This is a genomic window from Exiguobacterium sp. J17977 (assembly GCF_018616375.1).
In the GTDB taxonomy this organism is placed as follows: Bacteria; Bacillota; Bacilli; order Exiguobacteriales; family Exiguobacteriaceae; genus Exiguobacterium; species Exiguobacterium mexicanum.
In genome coordinates this window covers 1-24770 of the sequence record NZ_JAEQBB010000007.1, presented here as the reverse complement: position 1 = coordinate 24770, position 24770 = coordinate 1, and the positions used below count along the sequence as shown (strand labels likewise).

Below are 24770 nucleotides of genomic sequence, written 5' to 3'. Positions count from 1 at the left end.
TAACTTTCTTAGGAGGTTTGATTAATGAAACGCCTAGGCTTGCTCGGATTCAGTGTGTTCTTGCTTACCGGATGCACGGATCCAGTCGAGAAACCAATCGTCCCGGCTGATACAAACGAGCCATCGCCCGAAGAAATCACCACATGGACGCGCGAAGACTTCAAGGACGTGTTCGACCAATACGAAAAAGTCCCGCCGCTCTTGAAGGCCCTCGAGAACGATGGAATCACCCCGTTCCGCGAGACGTTCGAGCACGTCGTCATCGCCGGCGACGGCATCCATCATACATACGCCGATATCCATCCGTTCAAACTCGACGACGGCACGTACGCTACCGTCTATGAGAGTGAAAATGGAGACATCGCCAACGGTCCCGAGTCGGTCGCGCCGCTGTTTTGGCAAGAAGCGTCGTTCCTTCAATTCGTCGAAGAGATTGAGAAACGAAAATACGGAACGAGTGCCCCGCCGACGGACGTCGTCTTGACACAAGACGAGTTCCAGGCGCTTTATAACCGCCACGCCTATACGTCCGCGCTCATCGTCGAGCTCGACGAATGGGGCGTACAAGTGGCGCGCGACCCGCTCGAAGATATCATCATCGCTGGGAACGGGGTCAAGGAAGTGAAGGCCGATTTAATCGTCTTTGAAGTCGAGGGCGGTTACGCCATCGTCTACGACCAAGACGGTGAAATCTTCAAAGGGCCGGAGTCGATTGCCCCGCTGTTTTGGAACGAGACGGATTACGAAACCTTACTTCAGAAGTATGAATGACTTATCGGACACTTCGTTTCAAGTCCCGGTACTCGAGTAACAAGTTGAGCCATTGCGCCGGCTTATCGCTCGACTCAGCTACATCGTGCCGATATTTTGTCACGTATAGGTGCCACGACAAGGCCCGGTAGACGCAACCGAGCTCTTCGGCAATCAACAGGTGACGCCAAAGCACGTCGTCGGACGCGACGCCGCTCCACGCTTCTAAGTAAACCGCGCGCATCGTTTGAATCTGTTCATACCAGGCGACCTCGTCCTCTTCCGGCAATAGATCGTACAACGCGTTCCAGAACACGCGCACGCTGAAAAACGGATGCGTGACCGTCGCGTCGCCCCAGTCGAGGATACACAAATCGTTCGTCCGTTCCCGCCAGAAGATATTGCCACCGTGCAAATCACCGTGCTCGAGGCTCATCGGCATCCCGGTCGCCAGCTCGTCACACATGGCAATCAGTTCGTCTTCAAGCACAAGTATGGCCTCGGCTTGGTATGGCTCGAGCCCGGCACAGAGCTCAGGCAGATACGTTTGAATTTCATCCTTCAACTTGGCCGGTCGCCGGTCCGGGAGGCCGTAAGACAAATAGGTCTCGATTTGGTCGATCTCCTGCCGCTGCAACTGTGCGTATTGGCGCAACGCGGTTTCATATCGACTCACGTCCGGCCGTTCACGTAACGCCACTCCGCCGATGTCGCGCATGAGCAACCAATTCCGGGCTGAATCGATGGCGATGACGTCAGGGACGACACCCGGATGCCGCTCGGCAAGAAACGCCGACAGCCCGGCCTCGCCGCGGCTGATGTCGGTCACCGCTTTGGCGAAGTAACGTTCTGCGTCGACCTGGCCAACAACCAAATACGTCAAATCGGTGTCCTTGATCACGTGCCACGTCGCACTCGGCACGTTTGCGTCAATCCATCGATCGAACCGTTCACGAAACGCTCGGTCACGCCATGGGATTGCCTGTCTCATCCTGTTCACCCTTTCTTTCATCATCTCCTAGGAGGAAACGATATGGACGTTGTGTATTACTCATACCCGGTCGATGCCATCTTGTATATGTATTTAGGGGCGACGGCCGTCGTCAGTGTCCTCATCGGGCTGCTCGTCTGGCGTCTGTTCAAGCGCCGGGACATCGGCTTTTGGACAACGCTTGTCATCAGCTTCATCGGGCTGTCGCTCGCGCTCGTCTGGTTTCAAAACGCTTCCGTCGCCGTGTTCATGGGGACACTCCCATGGTTAATCAATCTCGTCTTCTCCCTTTTGTTGTACGGCCTGTTCGTCGGCATCATCTATGTCACGTTCCGACCGCGAAAGCTCGACCGCGTCCAATGACGATATGCTATACTCATGTTAATAAACGACCACTAGGGGAGCCTTCGGGCTGAGACGGCATACGCCGGACCCTTCGAACCTGATCTGGCTCATACCAGCGTAGGGAAGTGGTGTGGGATTCGTCTGTCTTTCCACGCCACTTTTCCACTTGGAGAAGTGGCGTTTTCATTTTGAAAGGAGACTTATTCATGCGCATTCAACAACTCACTTGGATGGCGATGCTCGTCGCCATCGCCGTCATCGGTTCCCTGTTCATCTCGATTCCGACCGGTGTCGCCCGTGCTTATCCGATTCAGCATATGGTGAACGTTATCGCCGCCGTCACCGTCGGCCCGATTGGAGCCGTTCTCGTCGCGTTCGTGACCGGACTCGTCCGCGTCATGACCGGCACCGGGTCGCTCCTCGCGTTCCCGGGTGGCATGATTGGCGCACTGCTCGCCGGTATCTTTTATATGAGAACGAACCGTGTCGCCTTCGCCGCCTTCGGTGAAGTCATCGGGACGGGAATCATCGCCTCGCTCGTCGCCGTTCCATACGCCAAGTTATTGATGGGGACGGAGTTCGGCGCACTATTCTTCTTCCCGGCCTTCCTCGCCTCGAGTGTGACCGGGGCCGTGCTCGGCTGGATCGTGTTGGCTCGGGTCAAGCAATTGCGACCGCTCACGGTGAAGCGATAAGTCCTTCCCTCCTACCGATAGTAAATGGTAAAATCAGGATATCAAATATTAGGAGGTCATTTCTTGAATCGATTGACGCGATTACTGGCTGCCACCGCTTGCCTATTTATGTCTGGTCTGTTGTATACGCTCGAACGGATTGCCACATTCACCCGCTGGAATGCTCAAGTCGCGACGGGTACGTTCCCGAGCGAGCCGTTGATCGTCGATGTGCTGCTTCAAAACGTGTTCATCTCGATTTTCGGAGTGGCCGCGATTATCCTCTTTTTTATGGCGGGCAATGCTGCCCAACACACAACGTCCACAAACACAGGGACGGCCGACTTATGACGGCTGTCCCTGTTTGACGTGATACACCCAAATTTCTTCTCCGTTCCATTCATCAATCAGGCCGCTGTCGACAAATCCAACCTTCGCATAGAACCGCTTCGCTGGTTCATTCGTCGGATGCAGACTGAGGACGATGTCATCAACATCAAAGCGTTCTTGCATCCACTGAATCGCAAGTTGTAAACATGTTGAACCGATGCCTTTCCCTTGTTCTGTCACATCAATCATAAATCGGTCGATCCAGACGTAACGTTCCTCTTTATTCTCGGCCCCAATCATCATGAAGCCGACGGGATGCGCATCGCGACAAAGCGCATAGCACTCCCACGCGTATTTAAGATCGGTTTCCATCTCGCGGAGCGATTCGGTGTTCGTTTCAATAAATCGGGCTTGATCAGAGGCGACGGTCAAGGCAACAACAGCCTCCCGGTTCGTGTCATCGACAAGTTGAATCGTCAGCGTATCGTTAGTCATCGGCGCACCCCTTCCATGTCCTGCCTGTGTTTCGGCAAGGTTTTGTCATTATCTTCTTCCATCAATTCGAATTGCATCTTCATCATTATTCCCTCCTCGATGTTCGATACGTCTCACGTAAAGAAAAGTTTCGTTCCGGACGTCGATTCAGTAAAATGAAGCAAAGGAGTGACACAATGAAACAAATCCACCATCTTTGCATCCAGACGCCCGACTATGAGGCGTCCAAACGATTTTATGAGGCGCTCGGCTTCGAGCTCGTTCAGGAGTCGCCCGACTTTCATACGCGCGCTTACAACAGCTGGCTCAAACTTGGCGACTTTTACATCGAGCTCCAGACGGCGAAAGTCGATGAGACGTTGTCACCGTATTCGAAGCATGTGGCCGGTCCGGTCCACTTCGCTTTGTACGTCGATGATCTCGAAACCGAAGTGCGGCGCCTCGAAGACCTCGGTGTGACGTTCTTACCGAAACACGGCGGGAACATCTACTTCGTCGTCGATGGGCACTTAAGTAAACTGAAAGCCCCGGAAGGCACGATTATCGAGCTCCGGGACACGTTTGTCATCAAGTGAGGCCACGCGCCTCACTTTTTTTATTGGATTCGCACACCCTCATGTTTTTCGCCGTCTTCGAACAGGTACAAGACAGAGAACACACTTTGTCCGTACCGTTTGGAGGCCTTTCATGAAATATCTTGATTATTGGAGTTACTTATCGCTTTCCCTCGCCAAGCTGTTCCTCTTCAGCTTATTGACCGCGAGCGCGTTCGATGTCAGCTTTTTATTCATCAACCTAGCGACCATTTTGATGATGACGAGTTGGGCGCTACTCGTCAAACCGCAGACACGCCGTTGGATTTTACTCGCGTCGCTATTTCTGCACAGCACGCTCCTCATCTCGGACGTCTGGTATTACCGCTATTTCGGCAACTTGCTGTCGGTCGCTTTGCTCTCCGACATCGGCCAGATGGGCGACGTCGGCGGCGGCTTTCTGACATTGATTCAAGCACCCGACTTCATCTTGTTCACGGATTTGCTCATCTATTCCGCCGTCCTCGTCTATATGAAACGACACCCGGTCACAGAATCGAAACGCCTTGGCCGCCGTTTGGCGGGAGCCGGTTTTCTTGTCGGACTCATCGTCTTTACCGTTCCGACCACCATGCATTATGCGGAAGCAGACAATCGGAAGAGTCCCATTTCGAACATGCGCGAGTATTATCAGCTCGGATTTTGGGGCTATCACGGGCTCGATACGTTCCGTGGTCTTCGCGACGCACTGAACCTAGGTGACGACCTGACGGAACGGGAGCACAACCAAATCGAAGCGTTGGTGACCGAACCGGTCGAGGCTACAGCCGACACGAACGTCATCGTCGTCCAGCTCGAGTCATTCCAAACGTCCGTGATCGGCCAGACCGTCAACGGCCAAGAACTGACCCCGAATTTGAATGCGCTTCGCGATGAGATGCTGTACTTTCCAAATTTTTATCATCAGACACACGAGGGCCGGACGTCGGATGCGGAATTTACCGTCAACGCCTCGCTATACCCTGTCAAATCGGGCTCGGTATACACGCAGTATGCGACGAATACGTTTGACGCCTTGCCTGAGCAATTACGGCGCGCTGGTTATGACACGGCCGCGATGCATGCGTTTGATAAGGAGTTTTGGAACCGCGCCAACTTCTATGAACAAATCGGCTACAACCACTTCTTCCATCAAGACGATTACCCGGCCGAGCCTGTCATCGGCATGGCCGTCGGCGACAAGGAGTTCCTGACGACATCGGTCGACCTTCTAGACACGTTGGACGAGCCGTTCTACTCCTTCATGGTCGCGTTGACGAGCCATACGCCATATGAGATTCCGGACGAGGAAAAACGATTGGATTTGTCGGGGTACGACGACCCGCTCCTCGAGGACTATTACCATACTGTCCACTACAGCGATACCGCCGTCGGTCTCATGGTCGAACAATTAAAAGCAGACGAGAAGTGGGACAACACCCTCGTCGTCTTTTACGGCGACCACGACAGCGGGTTGACCGTTGCCGGTGGCGAGATGGCCGTAAAAGCAGATGCCGACTCCACGGTCGATTTGTTCCAGCTTGACCGCTCCGTGCCGTTGTTCATCAAACCGGCCGGACTCGAACGAGGTCAGACGGTGCAGGCGAGCGGCGGTCAAGTCGACCTGGCCCCGACCATCCTCGATTTGCTCGGGATGACACCGACGTACATGCTTGGAAATTCGCTCCTCGATGATGAGCCCAATTTGACCGTGTTCCGGAACGGCTCCTTTCGCTACGACGACCTCTATTTCGTCCCGGACTTGACGGAGTCGGTCGGCAGCGGCATGTGTTATTCGGTCGAGACCGGTGATCAGTTACCGCTTCAAGGATGTGAACCGTATATTGACGAGGCCGCCGAACAGCTTCGCTTATCCGATACAGTGATTGAGAAGGACGCGCTGTCCGACTTCACAGCAAACGACAAACAAGCCGCCCCGAAGTAATCGGGACGGCTTGTTTTTGTCAGTAGACGTTTCGTAACACGGCGACATCGATTTTCTTCATCGGCAAGAACGCCTCGGTCACGCGCGCCAACTGCTCCTTTGTACCGGTCATCAACATCTCTTCCATCTCCCACGGCACGATTTGCCAGGAGACGCCATACCGGTCTTGGAGCCAGCCGCACTGTTCCGCTTCCGGGACAGCCGACAGTTTGGACCAGTAGTCATCAATCTCAGATTGTGTCTCACAAAACGCGATCAGCGACTGCATCTCATTGAAGGCGAATTGATGATTCTCCGCGCTGTCCATGGCGACGAACTCGCGTCCGGACAAGACGAAGCGGGCGTAATTGAGCTTCCCTTCCAACTCGGGACCGTCTGTCGCCTCGTAACGAATCATATGGTCTTCGAGCACGTACGAATCCGGGAAGATAGAAATCCAGTCGTTCATCGCCGCCTCAGCGCGGCCGAAGACGTCCCCGACGAATAAAAAGCATGGGGTCACCGTCTGGATATCCATCCCGCCGCTATGCATGATTTGCCAGGAGACACCGTACTTGTCTGTCAGCCAGCCGTAGCGCTCGCTGAAGTCATACGTGTCGAGCGGCATGAGCACCTCTGCCCCCTCCATAAGCTCGCTCCACAGCGTCTCCACTTCTTCCGACGTCGGAAACGTGACCATGTACGAGATGGACGGGTTGCGTTTCTTCAACGGACCCGCCCCGAGCAGCTGAAAGAACTGTCCCGCCAGTGAGACGGTCACAACCGTCGTCTCACCTGATGGCGTGTCCGTCAGTTTCGTCGTATAGTCGACGAACGAATCCGGGAACTTCGACACGTACCACTCCGCAATCGCCTCGACGTCACCTTCAAACCAAATGCACGGGATAATCGATTGGGTAATCATCGGATTGACTCCTTTCAGACTTCACGCAGACGATACACCTCACGGACGGCGAGCAGCGTCTCTGCTGCCTTTCGGTATGCTTGATAATGTGGTGAGTTGATGTGATGGTCAAGCGCCGTCTCGTCTTCATATTGTTCATAAAATACGAACGTCCCTGGGGCGTCGATTGACTCATGGAGCACATACGTCAAACATCCTGCTTCTTGTCTCGACGGGGGGATGACCTCGTCAAGCGCTTGCCGTAACGCCTCCTCTTTCCCTGGATGTGCCTTCAAAATCGCAGTGATTGTAATGGCCATACGCGATTCCTCCTTTTAAATTTCTGTTCGTTCATCTGTTCCCTAAACGAAACAAATCTATCCCAAAAGCGGGCATCTCGATAAGACGCCCGCTTGCGATTATTTCTTTTGTTTCGGTTTGAACGGCCACCATACCCCGTCCCCGAAGGAGACGGTGATGGCCGGGATGAGCAGTGGCAACACAATCAATCCGTATAGCAATAGCCCGGTGATGACGATTGTCGCAATCTGAACGAGACTGAGCACGCCTGACGGAATCATCGCCCCGAACGTTCCGGCGAGGATGACGGCTGCGGTCATGATGACCGTCCCCATCTTCGTCATCGAATGGACGAGCGCGTCACGCACCGTCATCCCGTTCATCGACTCCTCGCGGAATCGGTCGAGCAGGAAAATCGAATAGTCGATGCCAAGGGCAATCAACATGACGAACCCGAAGAACGGAACGGCCCAACTGATGCCGTCATAGCCGAGTCCTTCGACGAAGATGAGCTCGGTGATGGCCGCTGACGTGTAATACGTCAGTAAGAGCGAGCCAATCATATAGAGCGGCATGATCATCGACCGGAACAATACCGTCAAGACGATGAACAGCGTCACGAGCATGATGGCGACGGTCCGATTGAAGTCGTTCGTCGACGTCTCATTCAAGTCGCTGTTAATGCTAGAGATACCGGCATACCCAATCGTTGCCTCCGCGAACGGTGTATCCGTGACGATCCGGTCCATCGTCGCTTTCACGGTCTCGACCGTGTCAATCGCTTCCGGCGAATATGGGTCCATCTCGAGGATGACCTCGAGCTGTGTCGCCGTCCCGTCGTCAAACACGTAGCGCTCGACAGCTGGGGCGAACTCATCTGACGTGAGCGTCCCTTCCGGTAGATAGACGCCCGTATCGCGCAGGCTGTCCGAGCTACTCACATCTGATAGGAATGCTGCCGCGTCATTGAGACCTGTCTCGATTTGAGCGAGCCCTGCGTTCGCTTCGCCGACACCGGTAGCGAGTTGGCCGAGACCCGTTCCGAGTTCCCCGGCTTGGGCACCTTGTGCCGTCAATGCCGTAGCTGCCTCGTCAATGCCTGCCTCGATTTGACCGAGACCGGCCGACACTTGCCCGAGCTGCGTTACGGTCGCCGGAATATTTTGCGTTACCGTGAGTCCTTGTCCAATCAGACCGAGCTGCGCGTTCAATTGGCCAAGTCCCGCTGCCGCTTCCGCGAGCGGGGCACCGGCGTTCGTTGAACCGGACGGGAGTTGCCCGACGACGGCGTCAAGACCGGTTTGTACTTGCGTGAGTCCATCCTGGACGTCACCGAGGCCAGACTCGGCTTCCGTCAATCCGGCGCTCACTTGCTCAAGTTGGGTGTCCACGTAAAAGTCATCGATGACGTCGCCGGTCGGACGCGTCACCGAACGGACGCCACTCACCCCATCGATGTTTTCAAGTTCACTCGAGAATTTCTCGATGTATGGGATTTCTGCTTCAGACAGCGCACCGTCTTGTTTTAAAATGACTTGGACCGGCAGCGACTCCCCTTGCCCGAATCCTTCCGAAATCAAGTTGAGGCCGCGTACGGAATCATAATCGTCACCAATCTCATCGACCGTATTGAATGACCGGGCATCGTCATACGTGAACAACACCGGTACAGTGATCAACGCGACGACGAGAATCGAGACGAACGGTCGATTGACCGAGATGCGGCTGAATCCGGCCCAGAGGCGGCTGTCGTGATGTTCGCCCGCCTTTTTCGAGGGCCAGAACAAACGATGCTTGAGCGTCGCCATAAAGAACGGCACGACCGTGAAGAGAATAAGTAAGAGCACGGCAATCCCGACCGCGACGGCGACGGCTGATTTGAAGATTGGGAAATCGGCGAAACCGATAGCCGCAAAGCCGACGAACACGGCGAGACCGCTGATGAGGACTGTCCGCCCTGCCGTTTTGTACGTGTTGACGATGGCATCTTCAATCGCGTGACCCGCGCCGAGCTCTTCTTTATACCGGCTGAGGAGCAAGATGCAATAGTCGGTTCCAATCCCGAATAAAATCGCCACGAGGAAAATCTGCGTGTAGTTCGAGACCGGGAAACCAAACCAATCGACGAAGAATGCGACGAACGATTGGCTCAATAAATACGTGAATCCGACCGCGATGAGCGGGATGAACGGCGTCACGATGGAGCGGAACACGAGTAGGAGCAGTCCGAAAATGAGGACGACCGTGATGATTTCCGTCTTCTTCAAGCCTTCCTGCGCACTCAAGTTCACATCGTTGTTGATGATTTCCTCACCGGTGATGTAGACCGTCTCGTCTTCCGGGAGGATGTTCGCCCGCACGTCGTCCGCGAAAGCGTTGATGTCTTCCATCGATCCTTCGACCGTGATCGGGACGAGCACGATGCGGCCGTCCTCCGAAACGAGCTGTGCTTCCGTCTCTTCACTTTCAAACGGGTTGAGTACGTCTTTGACGACCGTGTCGGTTTGTTCTATCTCAGCGATAACCCGGGAAATATCGGCCCGTTCGGCGTCACCGAGCGTTTCGAACTCATAGACGAGCGAAATCGTCTTATCGCTCTTTCCGGCGGCGTTCAAGATGTCCTGCGCCCGCTGCGAGTCCATATCGTCTGACAATTGGAAGCTACCGGCTTGTTCGGCCTGCTTCGTCAAGTTCGGGGCCGCCACAAATAAGGCGGCCGTCAAGACGATGAGACCGATCAAGATACCCCAGCGCCATTGGATGATTTTATGCACGTGTTATTCCTCCCCAATTCGAAGCAGCTGTTTGATTTTCCGGAACGTCCGGACGAACTGTTCGATTTCTGTCTCTTCGATGTTGCCGTCGAGTAACGATTCGACGTAACGGTAAACGGCCGCATCCGCTTCTTCGACGACACGGTGACCGGCTTCCGTCAATTCAATCAACCGTTCACGCTGATCATGCCCGCGTCGACTGACGACGAGGTCTTTGTCGACGAGCTTTTTTAAACGGTTGGAGACGGCGCTCTTATGAACCCCTTGTTTTTGGGCCAATTGGCCGGCTTGAATCGGTCCGAACTGTTCGAGCAACTTGAGCAACTGCAGTTGTTCCCGCGAATAGTCGCGCCAGACGTCCCCGTCCATCGCCTCGATGACATGCTCCGCACCTTGGAACATGACCTCCTCGAATAACTGGACGGCTTCCCGCATCAATTCTTTCATTTTTGGTTTACCCCCTAAACTAGATAAATATAGTTTATGCCCTAAACTAAAGGTGGTCAACTAAAAAGACCGATGAAGTCGCTCCTTCATCGGTCAAATTGATATACATATTCATAAAACGTCAGCGTTTGTCCTGCCCATTCCAGCTGTCGCGCCTCGCCATCACGTCTAAAGCCGGCACGCACTAATACGCGCTGGGACGCCACGTTGTCGCTCGTCGTCTCGGCTCTCAATCGTTTGAATCCAGGCAACTCGAACGTCAGAAATTGGCGCAGGGCCGCCGTCGCGTACCCGCGTCCCTCATGCTCCGCTCCGACCCGGTACCCGACCTCGCCGGTGTTGGCATCGGTGTGATGGACGTTCAGACGCCCGACGATTGTGTCATCACACCACATCAAATAATAGCATCCGTCCCCATTCGTCTGCTCGCTCAATAGTTGCTGCAACGCCTGATGGAACGATTTCGGCTCATAGTAGGCGTCGCCTCGGCTCGGGACCGAGCGTTCGAAATGTGTGCGATTCGCACGTTCGAACGCGTACAGCAACGCCTCATCTTGAAGGCGTAACGCCTTTACGCTTACCCGATCCATGTGACGAGCGCCTCCCGCTGTCTCGACGCCTGGGCGAAGACACGTTTCAACTCATCGAACTGGTCCAATAAGTACTCTTTTTCCTCGAGTCCCCACTCGCGTTCAAACGGGTACAGTTCCTGCTCGTTCATCGTCGTGACATCGTAACGCGCTTCTAGCGCATCCAGCTCGATGTACTGAAGCCGGGTCGACAAGTCCTCCACCTCTCCCGGTGTCAAATAGGCGATGCCCGTCTCGTCGTCGATCACATCGCCACCGAAGACTGCCTTCCCGAGCGAATGACGGTCAATCTCGTCCAAATCGGTCTCCCCGGTCAATAAAAAATAAAGGCCATGCCACGCCTTATCGATATCGGTCTGCCGTTCTTCGTCTTCCAACAGTTCTTCGAAGCGATCCGGCTCTTGAAGCAGTTCTGTCAACTCTTCGCTCGATACCCGCATGTATGCGCCAACCATGCCCATGTCTGATTCCCCTCTCCAATTCGTATGTCTGATTATTCGGCACAGTCATGAAAAAAACCTTCCGAAGAAGGTTTAGCGCATCGCTTCCGCAACGCGGAGTCCTGAGATGTATGCACTCTCAAATCGCGTTCGACCTGAGGCGTCGTCCGGCTCGAGGAAGACGTCACCGGCCAAATAGATGTGGTCGTTCACTTGATAGTACGGCTCATGCCAGACGTCGGTCGCCTGCGCATAGCGCCATCGTTTCAACTGTCTCGATTGAATCACGGCCGACCCCGTCACCGTTTGCAACAGACGCTCAATCTCACGAAGCGTGTCTTCGTCCGCCCGTTCATACCACTTCTCGCTCCACGACTCGTCCATATAGACGCTGACGAGTTCGGTCGCCGAGATGCCTTTTTGGCGGTTGTTGATGATTTTCAGCAAACCCGGCGTCAAACCTGTATCGAGCAGCCCGTCCGGACCGATGGGCGCCTCGCTCCCGAACTCGAACAAACCGACGAACGTCGGGGCATACGTCAATTCACGTAAAGCCGCATCGACTGGAAAATCCGCGAGCAAGTCGAGCGTCTGCGGGAGCGGCGACGTGATGAGGAGACGGTCATACTGTCGCGTCGTCATATCCGTCTGGACGCGGACCTGACCGTCTCGGGTCGTGGTCGTCTCGGCCCGCTCGTTCAACTGGACGGTCAACCCGTCAGCCAACCGTTTGGCCAAGGCGTTCATCCCATCAACGGCGACGTAGCGCGGATACGGATCGGCGTACCACACGTTGACCCAACCTCTCGTCTGCCAGTCGGCGACATCTTGTTTGAGTACTTCCCCGCGTACAGTGAAATAGACCGCCCCGTGATCGGCTTTGCCGTCTCCAATTCGTCTCGTCGCCAAGCGTCCCCCGACGCTCCGACTTTTTTCAATCAATTCAACCGTATGACCGTGACGGGCGAGGTCGCGTGCTGCGACAATCCCGCTCAATCCCGCTCCGATAATGCCGATGTTCATGTCCATTCCCCCTTCTGTCAGGAAGATTGTATCATGACCGAGGACTTATACGCCGGAACCGATGCGCTTCACGCCGACCGATTCCATTGCTCATCATACTCGTGGCGTGCGTCTTCATACATGACGGCGAAACGGCTGACGATGAACGGGCGGATGAGGGCGGTCGCTACGAATAAAGACAATGCAGCGAGAAAAACGGTATTAAAGTAGAAGAACAGCGTCAATCCGAGCACATATACGGGAATGAACGGCAAGATCAACTTGAACGCCTCGCCTTTTCGCCCCCGCATTAAATCGCGCGACTTAGTGATGGACTCACGGATGGACAAATTAGGCTCATCGCGCAAAATAAAAAACGTGAACGCATAAGAAAAATATTTGATGATGCCTGGTACGAGAAAGAGAAGTGTCCATAACAGTTGATATACCGTCACGACAATCGTGGCCACCACATGTTTGTCATACCGCTGACGAAGCGGTCGAAACACGTGCTTGAACTGACTTTCCTCTCCTCGTACCGTCCCCAGTAACACCCAGTGGTAACCGATGATGATCGGATACAGCATGAAGGAAACGACCGCGCTGCCGATTAACCAAATGCCACTAGCGAACAGTGTGTCTGTCGTCATCCCGTATAACGTCGGGTCCACTATTGTTCCTGCCTCCAGTATGAACGCACAGACAAATGACCATCCAAGTAACGTCAAGTTCTTTCCTTTCAGTGCTTCGTACGCCCGTTCATTCCATGTCTGGACCATCTTGTTTCCCCTTTTCATTCGTCTTTCCTATCTTATACGCAACGTGATGGAAAATGTTTCAAACTCCACAAAAAACAGGGCGTTCGCCCTGTCCATCAATCTTCCCGATATTCTAAAATGTCGCCCGGCTGACAGTCGAGCGCCTGACAAATCGCTTCGAGCGTCGAGAAGCGGATTGCTTTCGCTTTACCCGTCTTTAAAATCGACAAGTTTGCTATCGTGATGCCCACTTTTTCGGACAACTCGGTCACACTCATCTTTCGTTTCGCCAACATCACATCAAGATTTACGATAATCGCCATCTCTCTCACCTCAAACCGTCAAATCATTTTCTTGCTTCATGTCGATGGCACGCTTCAATAGTTTCTGTAACAGTTCCGCGAACACGGCGACAACGAACGCGGCAAACACGAGGACGAGTCCGATCAAGAGAAAGCCTGGTGCATCATCCCGATCGGCGAACCAGAAGAAGAACGGGAGCGTCGCGATATAGACGACCGTGATCGCCAACGCACAAAACTTGATGGCGCGGAGTGATTGGACAGCCCGATACGAGAACCCCTCGTCGCGGTCAATCAACCGGAGCAGTCTGAACGTTTGAAACAGGGCGATAAAGAACGGGATGGCCGATGCGTACATGCCAATCACGATCGGACGAATCGAGTCCTCAATCCAACTCCCGCTCTCGACCGCCTCGCGCCAAATGTACGGAAGCAAAAACAAGCAGGCCGCCACAATCGGGACAGCCAGAACGAATACGGCCAACCGTAAAAAAACCGTCTCTCGTTTCATGATGACACCACCTCACTTCATTTGATAGTTTCATCATAATCTCATTTTTATCGTTTATCAATAAATAATCATCGTAAATAAATAAAAACCTCAGGATATCCTGAGGCTGATCTTTATTTTACGGCTCCGAGTTCATCCTCTGTGACCCATTTGTGGTTCGTGACGTTTTCCCCATCGTTCGTCGTGAAGTCGACCATATACACCGTCGTCTGTTCGGCCGAATCGATCGTCGCCGCGGCGCCGTCCATTCCGTCCATGTGGTCCGTGGCCAACGTGGCTTCGGTCCCTTCTTCTAACGGTGCCTCGCCTGGATTGTCGAGTTCTTCGTGAATGACCCACTTGTGATCTTCGACCGGGTCGCCCCCATCCGTCGGGGTATAAGAGACCGAATAGACGGTCGTGTCATAGGCGCCGACGATTGTCGCCTCGGTGCCATCCATGCCCGGCATATGGTCGGCCGTCATCATCGCGGTCGACCCGACCGGGAACGTCGGATCTGTCGCTTCACTTAATCCGCTCGGCACGTCCCCAGATCCCGAATGGTCCATCATCGAATGGTCCGAATGTTCTTCTGTCGAATCGCTCGTCTGTTCCTCCGCGGCATCCCCACAAGCTGCCAACGTCGTAGCGAGCAATATCGCGCTCAAACCGGTCATCCATTTTTTCTGTCTCATCGAATCTCTCCCTTACGTCTTTATCTTTATACGTTACCCTGCTATCGAGATGATGAGACGTTTTTGAGACCGATGCGATGATTTGTTATCGCTTTGACACATTAAAAGACCGTCCCCGAACGAATCACGGGACGGTCTGTGCCTCAATGGTGCTTGATTTTTCTCAAGAAAACCAACATCGGGAGGAGCAAGAGCGCTGCTGCCCCGAGCCCTGCTTGAATCGACGTGTACAAGGCGAGCAGTCCAATCAGCGGACCCCCGGCGACTTGACCGAACGCGTCGACTTGACCGAACATCGATAAAATCGTCGCGCGGCCTTTCGACGGGAGCCGTTCGTTCGTCATGACGCTCATGAGCGGATAGTGTACGTTACGCAGTGCGGCAATCGTCCAATAGAGGAGCACCGCCAGCCAGAACTGTCCGATTGAGGCGAACGCAAGCATCGCGATGATGAGCAACACGTTGAACCAAAATAGCGTCGTCGCGTAGCGTCCTTTGACGTAAATCTCGACACCTTTCAACACCAGCATGTTGAGTAGGAACGCGACGGCATAAAACAAGCCGAACCAATAGACGGCCGCCTGTTCCGACAACTGGAACGTCTCAATCAAATGCGCGCCCCATAACCGGTCAAATCCTTCACTGGCAAGTCCCCAGACGAGCGTGATGGCAGCCAAGCCGACGAGAATCGAATTGCCCCGGATATGGATGAATCCGTCCCGAACCGTCCGTTTCGCTTGCACGAGGTTCGATGTATCGGCCCGTGTGATTGGTTCGAATCGCGTCTCTGGCAAGACACGCCATGCGATGATGGCGAGCATCACCAACATCCCCCCGGCGAGCACGATCGTCGTTTGGACGGACGTGACTTCGGCGAGGAGCACGGCGAGCCCGATTCCGACGAAGCGACCGAGCGAACTATATTGAGCGCCTCGCAAAAAAACTTGTTCTAATCCGTCATTCCCCATCTCATCGGCAATCCATGCCTGTTCGGCCCCGCTGATGAACGTCCAGCCGATTCCCCAGAGCGCTGACGCGACCGCGATGGCCCAAAAATCAGGGATGCCTCCTTCTAGCAAGTGGGCCAGTCCAATCAACCCGATGCCGATGACCATCGACCGTTTCCGCCCGTATAAATCGGCGACGAGCCCGGTCGGCAGCTCGAATAGTAAAATCGATACTTCTAATATCGTTCCAATCAAGACGAGTTGTAACGCATTCAACTCGGCGGTTGTCACATAATAGATTGCGTTCAACGTGAACACCATCTGAATGATGAGCGAGCGCGAACTCGTGACCGCATAATACAGCTGTTGAATCTTCAATGGTATGGTTCCTCCGATAGTTTATTCCGATACAGTGCATCATCGGAGGAGGTGGCCAACTTATGAACGCACGTCCTCCGGCAGGATGAATGTGTCAAGTAGTTGGATTTGCATGGCGTTCTCTCCTTAGTCGTAATACCTTCAGTATACAAGCCGGTTCGCATGACGTAAATCACAACAAAAAAGGCCAAGATCCCGAAAGATCTTGGCCTGTCATTTATTCGACTGTAACCGACTTCGCCAAGTTACGTGGCTTGTCAACATCGCAATCACGCGCAAGTGCCGCGTAATACGAGATGAGCTGAAGTGGTAACACTGTCACGAGCGGTGTAAGGAGTGGTTCAACACGTGGCAAGACGAAAGCATCGCTCTCGTGTTCCATGCCTTCCATCGAGATCGTGCAGGCAACGGCACCACGAGCGACAACTTCCTTGATGTTTCCACGGATGTTGAGGTGCGTGTTCGGTTGCGAGACGAGTGTGATGACCGGTGTACCGTCTTCAATCAAGGCGATCGGTCCGTGCTTGAGCTCTCCACCTGGGTAGCCTTCTGCTTGGATATACGAGATCTCTTTGAGCTTGAGGGCTCCTTCGAGACCGACGTATGAATCCATACCACGACCGAGGAAGAACGCGTTGCGTGACTCTTTTAAGAACTTGTCCGCCAACTGCTCAAAGATTTCTTTTTGAGCCATGACCGAGTCCATGATTGTCGCGATGCGCGCGAGCTCTGTCATGAGGTCAAACGGAAGCTTCTTGCCGTTCGCACGTGCGATGTCATAGGCGAGAATCGCGAGCACGGCGATTTGGGCCGTGTATGCTTTCGTCGACGCGACCGCGATTTCCGGGCCGGCGTGGAGGAGCATCGTCTCGTTCGCTTCACGCGAGAGCGTTGAACCGGCAACGTTCGTGAGTGTGAGCGCCTTGTAGCCGCGCTTCTTCACTTCGACGAGGACGGCACGGCTGTCCGCTGTCTCACCTGATTGTGAGATAAAGAGGAACAACGGCTTCTCTGTGAGGAGTGGCATGTTGTAACCGAACTCCGAAGCGACGTGTACTTCTGTCGGCACACCTGCGACGCGCTCAATCAATTGCTTGCCGACGAGACCGGCGTGGTAGCTCGTACCGCAGGCGACGATATAGATGCGGTCGGCTTCCGAGACGAGCGAGCGCACGCCTTCCGTGAGCTCGATGTCACCGTTCTCGTTCTGGTAGTGCTGGATGATGTTGCGGATGACGGCCGGTTGCTCGTCCATCTCCTTCAACATGTAGTGCGCGTACGTGCCCTTCTCGATGTCTGACGCATCGATCTCGGCCGTGTACGGCGCACGCTCGAGGATCTCGCCGTCGAGCGTCTTGATCGTCGCAGATTCGCGCGTCAAGATGACGATTTCGCCGTCGTGGAGCTCGAGGTACTGGTCCGTCACTTGGAGCATCGCCATCGCGTCAGACGCCACGACGTTGAACGTGCCGTCGCCGAGTCCGACGAGGAGCGGTGACTTGTTCTTACCGATGTAGAGGCGCTCTTGGTCCTCTGAGTCGATCATCGCAATCGCATACGAGCCGTGGAGCTCAGCCAACGTCTTGCGGAACGCCGCCTCGACGTCGCCGAGTTCGACGAAGTTCTTCTCCATCAACTGGACGATGACTTCCGTGTCCGTCTCTGACAAGAACGGGACGTCGAGTGTCGCTTTGATTTGCTCGTCGTTCTCGATGACACCGTTGTGGACGAGCGTGAAACGGCCCGTCGTGCTCTGGTGCGGGTGTGCGTTCGGGACGCTCGGCACGCCGTGTGTTGCCCAACGTGTGTGACCGATTCCGATCGTGCCATCTACTTCTGCTGGGACGACTTCGCGTAGCGCGGCGATCCGGCCGACTTCTTTATGCACGTTCACGTTATCATGCATCAAAGCAAGACCTGCCGAGTCATAACCACGGTACTCGAGTTTTTCAAGACCTTTGAGAAGGATTTCCTTCGCTCCGGTGTTCCCAATCATTCCTACAATTCCACACATACAAAATTCTCCCTTTATTTTCGATTTCTCGAAAAAGGAAACGGGCTTTTTCTAAGAGCTGTCATCGCGCTCCCCTTTGGCCGTCCGGTCGCCCAGGCGTTTTTAGGGTTTGCTTGTAGTCGTGACAGGCGACTAGGAGGCATCCGCCGAAAACTCGATAACCTCCAACCTCGTCAACTCCGAAGAGTTCTGGCGCTTGTTTCGTACTTGGTGTCCTTCCGTTTCTAAGGGCACGCTCTTAATAGTACAAATCACACCTCCATTCGTCAAGAAAATCACATAATTTCACAGTGACAAAACGGAAACAAAAAGGGAACCCGCAGACGGATTCCCTTGTTTTATTCCCTATTTCGACAAAATTATCCTTCTACGCCGTAATCTTCGCGGACAACTTGTGCAATTCGTTCGACATAACGGTCACACTCTTCTGATGTCGGTGCTTCCGCCATGACACGCACGAGCGGCTCCGTACCAGAAGCGCGGACGAGGATGCGGCCGTTGCCGTTCATTTCAGCTTCCGCTTCTTGAATCGTCGCGAGGACGCGGTCGCCGTTCATCGCCTCGTTTTTGTCCGTGACACGGATGTTGACGAGTTTTTGTGGGTAGACCGGCATCTCAGCCGCGAGTTCTGACAGCTTGCGGCCTGTCGTCTTCACGATTTGGGCGAGTTGAACGCCAGAGAGCATGCCGTCTCCTGTCGTCGAGTGGTCGAGGAAGATCAAGTGACCCGACTGTTCACCACCGAGTGTGTAGTTGTGTTTCTTCATCTCTTCGACGACATAACGGTCACCGACCGCCGTCTGAAGCGCCGTCATACCAGCATCTTCAACCGCTTTATGGAAGCCGAGGTTACTCATGACCGTCGCGACGATCGTGTTGTCTTTAAGACGGCCTTTCTCGCTCAAGTACTTCCCGCAGATGTACATGATTTTATCGCCGTCGACGATATCACCGTTCTCATCGATCGCAATCAAGCGGTCGCCGTCGCCGTCAAAGGCGAGACCCATGTCCGCTCCTTTTTCACGAACGAACTGTGCCAAGTGCTCAGGATGTGTCGAGCCGACACCTTCGTTGATGTTCAAGCCGTTCGGCGAGTTACCGATCGTCGAGACGTTCGCCTCGAGGTCAGCAAACAGACGTGCTGCCAATCCGCTCGTCGCACCGTGAGCGCAGTCGAGGGCGATATGGAGACCGTCGAAATCTTCGTCGACCGTCTGTTTCAACATTTGAAGGTATTTTTGTGCGCCTTCATAGTAGTCTGAGACGAAGCCGAGGTCTTTGCCGACCGGACGTGGCAACGTGTCTTCCGCCGCATCCAAAATCGCTTCGATTTCCGCTTCTGTTGCGTCGTCGAGTTTGAAGCCGTCGCTACCGAAGAACTTGATGCCGTTATCCGCGACCGGGTTATGTGACGCCGAGATCATGACACCGGCCGTCGCATCGAGCGACTTCGTCAAATAAGCGACACCTGGCGTCGAGATGACGCCGAGACGCATCACTTCGGCTCCGATTGATAAGAGACCCGCGATGAGCGCGCCTTCAAGCATATGACCTGAAATACGTGTGTCACGGCCAATCAATACTTTTGGCTGTTCGCCGGCTGGCAAGTGTTTCGATAACACGTAACCGCCCGCACGACCTAAGCGATAAGCTAATTCTGCTGTCAATTCTGAGTTCGCGACACCGCGGACTCCATCAGTTCCAAAATATTTACCCATAAATTCAATTCCTCACTTTTGTATGATTGAACGCCTCATTGAATCGAGGACGTTTCGGTTTGTTCATCGACGCTCGTTAACTCGATGTCGATTGTCTTCGGTGAGATGACAGTCACACCTTTTGGTACTTCATAGTCGACGTCGACCCCGTGTAACCCGCTCGGGAGGCCCGTCAAATCTAATGTGACGCGCACACTGTTCGACGTGATGCTCTCTAAGAGGGAACGTTTTCCGGACAAGGTGACCCCGATGACTTCAGGCGCTTGGAGCGTAAAGTTCGTCCGGTCGTACCCTCGTACGGTGACAGGCACGGTCAAACGGACCCGTTCCGTCAATTCACCCGTGTCGTCTCGCGTCTCATCCGCCGCTCGAACGAGCAATTGGACTTCTACTTGCTTCGTCTCAAGCGATGAGGCGCCGTCCGGCACAGCGAGCGTCGCGGTCACTTTTCCGGTCTTATCGATGCCGTCCAAATCGATTGGCTCCGTTTCCACGGTGTCAATCGCATCGAGCACGTCTTGCGGCGCAAAGACACGGACCTCCGTCTCTTCGAGCAACGTGTCGACGAGTCTGAAGTCATCGGCCACGTCACCCGTCGTCACCGCTTCAATCGGGAAGACGGCGCTCTGTTCATAGACCGGGACCGACACACTGATGATGTTCGGTTCGACGGTCACGTTGAGCGGATTGCCATTGGCGTCTAAAATCGTAGGCGTCAATTCCCGCGTGAACGTTTGACTTTGATTGGCGACATCGACGTTCAACGTGATTTCTTGAACGTTTTGAATCCGGCTGGCACCGCCCGACACTTTCACCGTCGTCGGTTCGATGTCGGCGTCGCCGACCACTTTGCCTTCCGGCAATTGATCTTTATTCAATAAGTTGACCGAGACTGGGACTTCGACCGTCTGTTTGCGGTCAATATAGATTTCCACCGTATCCCGCTCGAGTTCGACGTTGACGTCTCCGCCAAAGCCGCGTGCTTCGACCGGAACGCGATGGAAGCCTGTCCCCAGGTTCGTTAAATCGACGAAGACTTGATAATCTTTCACCAATTTAGTCATCGTCAAACTGCTGGACGGACCTTGCAGCTCGACGCTCATGTCTTCTGGGACATTATATGCCACGTACTGCACCTCATCGAAAAACACTTCGACGGGAACGTCGAGCGTCATCGAACTTTGTCCGACAATCGGGAGCGCGTTCGTGGAGTTGGTCGACGAGCTCGTCTCGGCGACCATGAAATAAAGCAGGATGGCTAAAGCAAGTGCGATGACGCGGAGAAACCATTTATGTTGTAACCACTGATCAATCACTTACTTGTCCCCCCCTTTTTTATTGAAGAACGAGAGTGTCGTCTCTTTTTCTTCAATAACGAGTTCTTGGATCAATTTATTGCGAAGCGCCTCCTCATCCAACTCTCGATACAGACGACCCGCAATCGCGAGCGACACGGCACCTGTTTCCTCAGAGACGGTGAGGGTCACGCTATCCGTCACTTCACTGACCCCGATGGCGGCCCGGTGTCGGGTGCCTAACGCTTTATCGATATGTGGACTTTCCGACAATGGCAAATAACAGGCGGCTGCCGCAATTTTCCCGTCTTGGATAATCATCGCCCCATCGTGGAGCGGGGTGTTCGGAATGAACAAGTTGATAATCAGTTGTGACGTGATGTGTGAATCCATCCGGATCCCGGTCTCGACATATTCATTCAAGCCCGTATCGCGTTCAATCGCAATCAGCGCACCGATGCGACGTTTTGACATATATTGTGCCGAGCTGACAATCGCCTCGATCATTTGACGCTGTTTATCCTCGTCACTCGTGCTCGTGCGACCGAACAAGTTACTCGTTCGTCCTAGATGCTCGAGCCCACGTCGCAGTTCCGGTTGGAAGATGATGATAATCCCAAGTAACCCGTAGGTGATGACCTGGTTCAATAAGAACTGTAACGTCTTCAACCCAAAGAATCCGCTGAGGAACCAGCTGACAAGGATGATGGATATCCCTTTAATCAATTGGACCGCTTTTGTCCCGCGTACAATCATCATCAACTTATAGATGACATACGTGACGACGACAATATCTAAAACGTCATTCAAATAATCGTACCAATGTACGTTCTCTGAAAGACTAAAGAATGATAAGAATGAAACCTGTTCAAGTAGCGGCAAATGCTCCCCTCCTCAACTACCTAGCCAATTCGTGCAAGTTACATTATATCACATTTCCGAAACCGCGCATCGCCAGACGATAAAACGAAACCAGATTGAAACGAACAAAAAAGACGCCGTCTCCGGCGCCTTCTTTTAGAAGATTTGTTTGAACGAATACCACATCCACTCAAACATCCGATCGATTTGCTCGAGTTCTCCTGTGACTTCGCCAGCACTAGCCAGATAAGCCCGACCATGTACGGCCGTCGCGTTCCCGTTGACTGTCCCTTCAATCCGAAGGTCACCGCCTTGGACCGTGATATCCCGCTCGACGGTAACGCCTTGTGGGACGACCACTTCGTTCGATGTTACAACGATGCCCGGCACTTTCGTGTACGTCATCGTTTCCGTCGATTCGTTCCATAGACCGAGTGTCGCACTCGACATCAAGCTAAAAAAGAGAGCGGCCGCCATCAATCCTGGGTGCTTACGGAACCACGTCATCCATTTGGATTGTGGCTTTCGTTTTGTCCGGACTTTGTCTTCAAATCGAGTCACCGGTATGACCTCGACCCGTGCTTTCGCATCCGGCAAGGACGCCATGACACGGGCTGTAAAATCATCGGATAGTTTAGGCCGTGGTAAGGCCTTCAGTTCGGCATCTATTCGTTCGTAGTGGAGGTATGCTTCATATAATTCGTCGTCCTCCAACAATTGACGTAGTTCGTCAGATTCTTCGGGCAGGATGCCATCTTCCAAATATTGTTGTACTTTTTCTTCAGGAGTCAATTGAACCCCTCCCTGTTTTGAAAGATTGTCTTTAACATTTCTCTTCCCCGGAAGATCCTTGTTTTAACCGTAGCAACCGGCATATCGATCATGACGCTAATTTCCTTAAGCGATAAGTCATCCACGTATTTCAACAGCAATGGGATCCGATACTTGTCGGGCAGCTGTTTAATCGCTTCATGCATCTCGCCTCGAATTTCGCGATGAACGACTTGGGCGTCGGGTTGGGGTGCTTCATCAGCCAAGTGGTCCTGATAGGTCAAGCCATCGGTGCCCGCAATCTCAGCATCCATTGAGTACTCCGGCTTTCGCTTTCTCAGACGGTCGATTGCCACGTTTGTCGCAATCCGGTAAATCCACGTCTTGAACTTGTACTGGGGATCGTACGTATCGATTCGGGTGTATGCCCGAATAAACGTCTCCTGGGCAGCATCTTCTGCTTCGCCTCGATCATATAATATCTTATAAGCGACAGCAAAGACACCATCCTTGTACAGTTCTACCAGCTCAGCAAACGAATCATGATTCCCCGACCTTAATTCGTCGACTAAACGGGTGGTCAGCCGTTCCATCAGTCCACTTCCCCTCTCCGCAACCTATGCGGTCATCCTTCTATACGGATTGATCTCTATGTAGGTTTCATTAAAATCGCACGACAATAAAAAAAGTTTCCAAGTCCATTGTAGCAAACAGACTTGGAAACTGTAAGGTCGTCAGACAGTTTCACTTTCCAATAACAGGTTTTCTTTGGATTTCAAAATTGTCTTACATAACTCGAACGCCAGCTGGGCCGTTGTGTTATCATGGTCGAGCGACGGATTTAATTCTACGAGTTCAATCGCAATCAAATCGTCAGCCTTCATCACTTCAGCCAAGATGGCTTTGCCTTCTTCAGCGGTCAACCCTTGATCGACCGGTGTGCCGGTACCTGGAACCAGTTTCGCGTCCAAGCTGTCCATATCAAAACTGAGATAGAAGCGATCCACACGTGCACGCAAATAAGCGAGCGCTTCGTCCATCATGACGTCGACGCCCCGTGTCCGAATCTCTTCGACCGTAATCACTTTAATGCCGAGTCGATTGATTTCTCGCATCTCACCTTCATCGATATCCCGAAGTGCCATATACACCAAATGTTCGGGCGCGAGTTTCGGTTCACGTCCACCGACCTCGGTCAAACGGATATCCCCCATCCCCATCGCCGCAGCAAGTGGCATCCCGTGAATATTGCCCGACGGTGAGGTCTCACCTGTGTTCAAGTCAGCATGCGCATCGACCCAGATGACGCCGTATGGTCCTGTTTTAGCAAGACCCGCTAGCGTTCCGATTGCCATGCTGTGATCGCCCCCAACGATCAACGGGAATCGCTTCGCTTGAATGTCTGCATCGACGACCTCCGCGAGTTCTTGGACGGTGTATAAGACCCCATCTGCCCGCTTCAAATGCTCTTCACTGTTAATCATTTCAGATTCAGGTAAGACACGAATCGTCTGTTGCTTCGTTTCTGCTGGCAACAGTGTTTCCAAACCGAGCGCCCGTAATTTTGATGGACCTTGCTCTACGCCATGTTTCCCCTGTCCATAACGTAACGGTACTTCAATATATGACCAATTCATCCCCATTCCCCCTTGAACGTTTATACTTCCATTGTAAACGCTACCAAACTCGTGGTTCAACTTCACACAATGATGAATAAACATACAAAAAGGCAGCCTGAATGGTGGCAGGCTGCCTTTCTCTGTACTCTCAAGTGAATGGTTCATGGATTTAGGCAAAAAAAAACTTAAGTCATAAGTAACTTAAGAAAAAAACAAATGGTGGAGCCTAGCGGGATCGAACCGCTGACCTCCTGCGTGCAAGGCAGGCGCTCTCCCAGCTGAGCTAAGGCCCCGTCAAGGGAATAATATGGAGCGGAAGACGGGATTCGAACCCGCGACCCCGACCTTGGCAAGGTCGTATTCTACCACTGAACTACTTCCGCA

27 protein-coding genes, 2 tRNA genes and 1 riboswitch are annotated in these 24770 nt (G+C 53.4%); of the genes, 6 read left to right on the top strand and 23 right to left on the bottom strand.

Annotated elements, in window-relative coordinates:
* Positions 1-24 precede the first annotated feature (24 nt).
* Positions 25-771 carry a hypothetical protein gene (locus KNO58_RS12180; protein WP_214754249.1) on the top strand — a complete coding sequence of 249 codons (747 nt, stop codon included), beginning with the start codon at positions 25-27 and terminating at the stop codon, positions 769-771.
* A gap of 1 nt (position 772) precedes the next feature.
* Here the strand turns inward: KNO58_RS12180 and KNO58_RS12175 are convergent, their stop codons facing one another.
* Positions 773-1741 (bottom strand): aminoglycoside phosphotransferase family protein, encoded by a 969-nt coding sequence (locus tag KNO58_RS12175; protein ID WP_214754247.1) that lies wholly within the window; start codon positions 1739-1741, stop codon positions 773-775.
* 42 nt (positions 1742-1783) lie between these two features.
* Between KNO58_RS12175 and KNO58_RS12170 the strand changes: the two genes are divergently transcribed.
* From KNO58_RS12170 to KNO58_RS12160, 3 genes are all read left to right on the top strand, one after another.
* On the top strand, positions 1784-2104 hold the full coding sequence (locus KNO58_RS12170) for a hypothetical protein (RefSeq protein WP_214754244.1): 321 nt from the start codon (positions 1784-1786) through the stop codon (positions 2102-2104).
* Between the two features lie 24 nt (positions 2105-2128).
* A riboswitch (TPP riboswitch) is annotated at positions 2129-2227 on the top strand.
* Positions 2228-2292: 65 nt separating this feature from the next.
* Positions 2293-2781 (top strand): energy coupling factor transporter S component ThiW, encoded by a 489-nt coding sequence (gene thiW, locus KNO58_RS12165; RefSeq protein ID WP_128123693.1) that lies wholly within the window; start codon positions 2293-2295, stop codon positions 2779-2781.
* Positions 2782-2844: 63 nt separating this feature from the next.
* Positions 2845-3111 carry a hypothetical protein gene (locus KNO58_RS12160; protein ID WP_214754243.1) on the top strand — a complete coding sequence of 89 codons (267 nt, stop codon included), beginning with the start codon at positions 2845-2847 and terminating at the stop codon, positions 3109-3111.
* On the opposite strand, the gene KNO58_RS12155 is transcribed toward KNO58_RS12160, so the two are convergent.
* Positions 3106-3585, bottom strand: coding sequence for a GNAT family N-acetyltransferase (locus KNO58_RS12155; protein ID WP_214754241.1), 480 nt, complete (start codon positions 3583-3585; stop codon positions 3106-3108). The genes KNO58_RS12160 and KNO58_RS12155 overlap by 6 nt on opposite strands.
* 176 nt (positions 3586-3761) lie before the next feature.
* On the opposite strand from KNO58_RS12155, the gene KNO58_RS12150 reads away from it, so the two are divergent.
* Together KNO58_RS12150 and KNO58_RS12145 are read left to right on the top strand one after the other, a co-directional pair.
* On the top strand, positions 3762-4160 hold the full coding sequence (locus KNO58_RS12150) for a VOC family protein (RefSeq protein WP_214754239.1): 399 nt from the start codon (positions 3762-3764) through the stop codon (positions 4158-4160).
* 112 nt (positions 4161-4272) lie between these two features.
* Positions 4273-6102, top strand: a complete 1830-nt coding sequence (locus KNO58_RS12145) for an LTA synthase family protein (RefSeq protein WP_214754237.1) — start codon at positions 4273-4275, stop codon at positions 6100-6102.
* 19 nt (positions 6103-6121) lie between these two features.
* Here KNO58_RS12145 and KNO58_RS12140 read toward each other — a convergent pair whose 3' ends face one another.
* The 21 genes from KNO58_RS12140 to KNO58_RS12040 form a co-directional block, all read right to left on the bottom strand.
* Positions 6122-7006, bottom strand: a complete 885-nt coding sequence (locus tag KNO58_RS12140) for a VOC family protein (RefSeq protein WP_214754236.1) — start codon at positions 7004-7006, stop codon at positions 6122-6124.
* A 14-nt stretch (positions 7007-7020) separates the two neighbouring features.
* Positions 7021-7305 carry a putative quinol monooxygenase gene (locus KNO58_RS12135; protein ID WP_214754234.1) on the bottom strand — a complete coding sequence of 95 codons (285 nt, stop codon included), beginning with the start codon at positions 7303-7305 and terminating at the stop codon, positions 7021-7023.
* Between the two features lie 99 nt (positions 7306-7404).
* The gene (locus KNO58_RS12130) at positions 7405-10059 is read right to left on the bottom strand and encodes an MMPL family transporter (RefSeq protein ID WP_214754232.1); all 2655 of its coding nucleotides are present in this window, start codon (positions 10057-10059) and stop codon (positions 7405-7407) included.
* Positions 10060-10062: 3 nt separating this feature from the next.
* Positions 10063-10506 carry a MarR family winged helix-turn-helix transcriptional regulator gene (locus KNO58_RS12125; protein ID WP_214754230.1) on the bottom strand — a complete coding sequence of 148 codons (444 nt, stop codon included), beginning with the start codon at positions 10504-10506 and terminating at the stop codon, positions 10063-10065.
* Between the two features lie 86 nt (positions 10507-10592).
* Entirely contained in the window at positions 10593-11096 is a 504-nt protein-coding gene (locus KNO58_RS12120; RefSeq protein ID WP_214754228.1) for a GNAT family N-acetyltransferase, read from the bottom strand.
* On the bottom strand, positions 11084-11557 hold the full coding sequence (locus KNO58_RS12115; protein ID WP_214754226.1) for a YfbM family protein: 474 nt from the start codon (positions 11555-11557) through the stop codon (positions 11084-11086). The genes KNO58_RS12120 and KNO58_RS12115 overlap by 13 nt, the downstream gene beginning before the upstream one ends.
* A 72-nt stretch (positions 11558-11629) precedes the next feature.
* Positions 11630-12559 (bottom strand): NAD(P)/FAD-dependent oxidoreductase, encoded by a 930-nt coding sequence (locus KNO58_RS12110; RefSeq protein WP_251026240.1) that lies wholly within the window; start codon positions 12557-12559, stop codon positions 11630-11632.
* A 68-nt stretch (positions 12560-12627) separates the two neighbouring features.
* A complete protein-coding gene (locus KNO58_RS12105; protein ID WP_214754222.1) occupies positions 12628-13317 on the bottom strand; it encodes a DUF975 family protein in 690 nt (229 codons plus the stop codon).
* 95 nt (positions 13318-13412) lie between these two features.
* Positions 13413-13619: a helix-turn-helix domain-containing protein gene (locus KNO58_RS12100; RefSeq protein ID WP_214754220.1), complete on the bottom strand. Its 207-nt coding sequence runs from the start codon at positions 13617-13619 to the stop codon at positions 13413-13415.
* A gap of 10 nt (positions 13620-13629) precedes the next feature.
* On the bottom strand, positions 13630-14109 hold the full coding sequence (locus KNO58_RS12095) for a DUF2975 domain-containing protein (protein ID WP_214754218.1): 480 nt from the start codon (positions 14107-14109) through the stop codon (positions 13630-13632).
* A gap of 113 nt (positions 14110-14222) precedes the next feature.
* Complete coding sequence (locus tag KNO58_RS12090; RefSeq protein ID WP_214754216.1) at positions 14223-14783, bottom strand: YdhK family protein; 561 nt, start codon at positions 14781-14783, stop codon at positions 14223-14225.
* Between the two features lie 143 nt (positions 14784-14926).
* The gene (locus tag KNO58_RS12085) at positions 14927-16108 is read right to left on the bottom strand and encodes an MFS transporter (protein ID WP_214754214.1); all 1182 of its coding nucleotides are present in this window, start codon (positions 16106-16108) and stop codon (positions 14927-14929) included.
* Between the two features lie 217 nt (positions 16109-16325).
* Positions 16326-18122, bottom strand: coding sequence for a glutamine--fructose-6-phosphate transaminase (isomerizing) (gene glmS / locus KNO58_RS12080; protein WP_214754212.1), 1797 nt, complete (start codon positions 18120-18122; stop codon positions 16326-16328).
* Between the two features lie 359 nt (positions 18123-18481).
* Positions 18482-19840, bottom strand: coding sequence for a phosphoglucosamine mutase (glmM, locus tag KNO58_RS12075; protein WP_021065183.1), 1359 nt, complete (start codon positions 19838-19840; stop codon positions 18482-18484).
* 35 nt (positions 19841-19875) lie between these two features.
* Complete coding sequence (locus KNO58_RS12070) at positions 19876-21156, bottom strand: CdaR family protein (protein WP_214754210.1); 1281 nt, start codon at positions 21154-21156, stop codon at positions 19876-19878.
* Positions 21157-22017: a diadenylate cyclase CdaA gene (gene cdaA, locus KNO58_RS12065; protein WP_024372448.1), complete on the bottom strand. Its 861-nt coding sequence runs from the start codon at positions 22015-22017 to the stop codon at positions 21157-21159.
* A gap of 135 nt (positions 22018-22152) precedes the next feature.
* Positions 22153-22788, bottom strand: a complete 636-nt coding sequence (locus tag KNO58_RS12060; protein ID WP_214754208.1) for a hypothetical protein — start codon at positions 22786-22788, stop codon at positions 22153-22155.
* Positions 22785-23360: an RNA polymerase sigma factor SigW gene (gene sigW, locus KNO58_RS12055; RefSeq protein WP_021065187.1), complete on the bottom strand. Its 576-nt coding sequence runs from the start codon at positions 23358-23360 to the stop codon at positions 22785-22787. The genes KNO58_RS12060 and sigW overlap by 4 nt, the downstream gene beginning before the upstream one ends.
* A 141-nt stretch (positions 23361-23501) precedes the next feature.
* Entirely contained in the window at positions 23502-24404 is a 903-nt protein-coding gene (gene rocF / locus KNO58_RS12050) for an arginase (protein WP_214754206.1), read from the bottom strand.
* Positions 24405-24603: 199 nt separating this feature from the next.
* Positions 24604-24679: transfer RNA gene (locus tag KNO58_RS12045), tRNA-Ala, on the bottom strand.
* A 15-nt stretch (positions 24680-24694) separates the two neighbouring features.
* A tRNA-Gly gene (locus tag KNO58_RS12040) sits at positions 24695-24769 on the bottom strand.
* Between the last annotated feature and the right edge of the window lies 1 nt (position 24770).

Coding starts and splice junctions, on each gene's coding strand:
- glmS (WP_214754212.1), bottom strand. CDS start 18,122: ATGTGTGGAATTGTAGGAATGATTGGGAACACCGGAGCGAAGGAAATC.
- KNO58_RS12150 (WP_214754239.1), top strand. CDS start 3,762: ATGAAACAAATCCACCATCTTTGCATCCAGACGCCCGACTATGAGGCG.
- KNO58_RS12135 (WP_214754234.1), bottom strand. CDS start 7,305: ATGGCCATTACAATCACTGCGATTTTGAAGGCACATCCAGGGAAAGAG.
- KNO58_RS12180 (WP_214754249.1), top strand. CDS start 25: ATGAAACGCCTAGGCTTGCTCGGATTCAGTGTGTTCTTGCTTACCGGA.
- sigW (WP_021065187.1), bottom strand. CDS start 23,360: ATGGAACGGCTGACCACCCGTTTAGTCGACGAATTAAGGTCGGGGAAT.
- KNO58_RS12105 (WP_214754222.1), bottom strand. CDS start 13,317: ATGGTCCAGACATGGAATGAACGGGCGTACGAAGCACTGAAAGGAAAG.
- glmM (WP_021065183.1), bottom strand. CDS start 19,840: ATGGGTAAATATTTTGGAACTGATGGAGTCCGCGGTGTCGCGAACTCA.
- KNO58_RS12115 (WP_214754226.1), bottom strand. CDS start 11,557: ATGGGCATGGTTGGCGCATACATGCGGGTATCGAGCGAAGAGTTGACA.
- KNO58_RS12155 (WP_214754241.1), bottom strand. CDS start 3,585: ATGACTAACGATACGCTGACGATTCAACTTGTCGATGACACGAACCGG.
- KNO58_RS12100 (WP_214754220.1), bottom strand. CDS start 13,619: ATGGCGATTATCGTAAATCTTGATGTGATGTTGGCGAAACGAAAGATG.
- KNO58_RS12140 (WP_214754236.1), bottom strand. CDS start 7,006: ATGATTACCCAATCGATTATCCCGTGCATTTGGTTTGAAGGTGACGTC.
- KNO58_RS12110 (WP_251026240.1), bottom strand. CDS start 12,559: ATGAACATCGGCATTATCGGAGCGGGATTGAGCGGGATTGTCGCAGCA.
- KNO58_RS12170 (WP_214754244.1), top strand. CDS start 1,784: ATGGACGTTGTGTATTACTCATACCCGGTCGATGCCATCTTGTATATG.
- KNO58_RS12145 (WP_214754237.1), top strand. CDS start 4,273: ATGAAATATCTTGATTATTGGAGTTACTTATCGCTTTCCCTCGCCAAG.
- KNO58_RS12090 (WP_214754216.1), bottom strand. CDS start 14,783: ATGAGACAGAAAAAATGGATGACCGGTTTGAGCGCGATATTGCTCGCT.
- KNO58_RS12120 (WP_214754228.1), bottom strand. CDS start 11,096: ATGGATCGGGTAAGCGTAAAGGCGTTACGCCTTCAAGATGAGGCGTTG.
- thiW (WP_128123693.1), top strand. CDS start 2,293: ATGCGCATTCAACAACTCACTTGGATGGCGATGCTCGTCGCCATCGCC.
- KNO58_RS12095 (WP_214754218.1), bottom strand. CDS start 14,109: ATGAAACGAGAGACGGTTTTTTTACGGTTGGCCGTATTCGTTCTGGCT.
- KNO58_RS12175 (WP_214754247.1), bottom strand. CDS start 1,741: ATGAGACAGGCAATCCCATGGCGTGACCGAGCGTTTCGTGAACGGTTC.
- KNO58_RS12125 (WP_214754230.1), bottom strand. CDS start 10,506: ATGAAAGAATTGATGCGGGAAGCCGTCCAGTTATTCGAGGAGGTCATG.
- rocF (WP_214754206.1), bottom strand. CDS start 24,404: ATGAATTGGTCATATATTGAAGTACCGTTACGTTATGGACAGGGGAAA.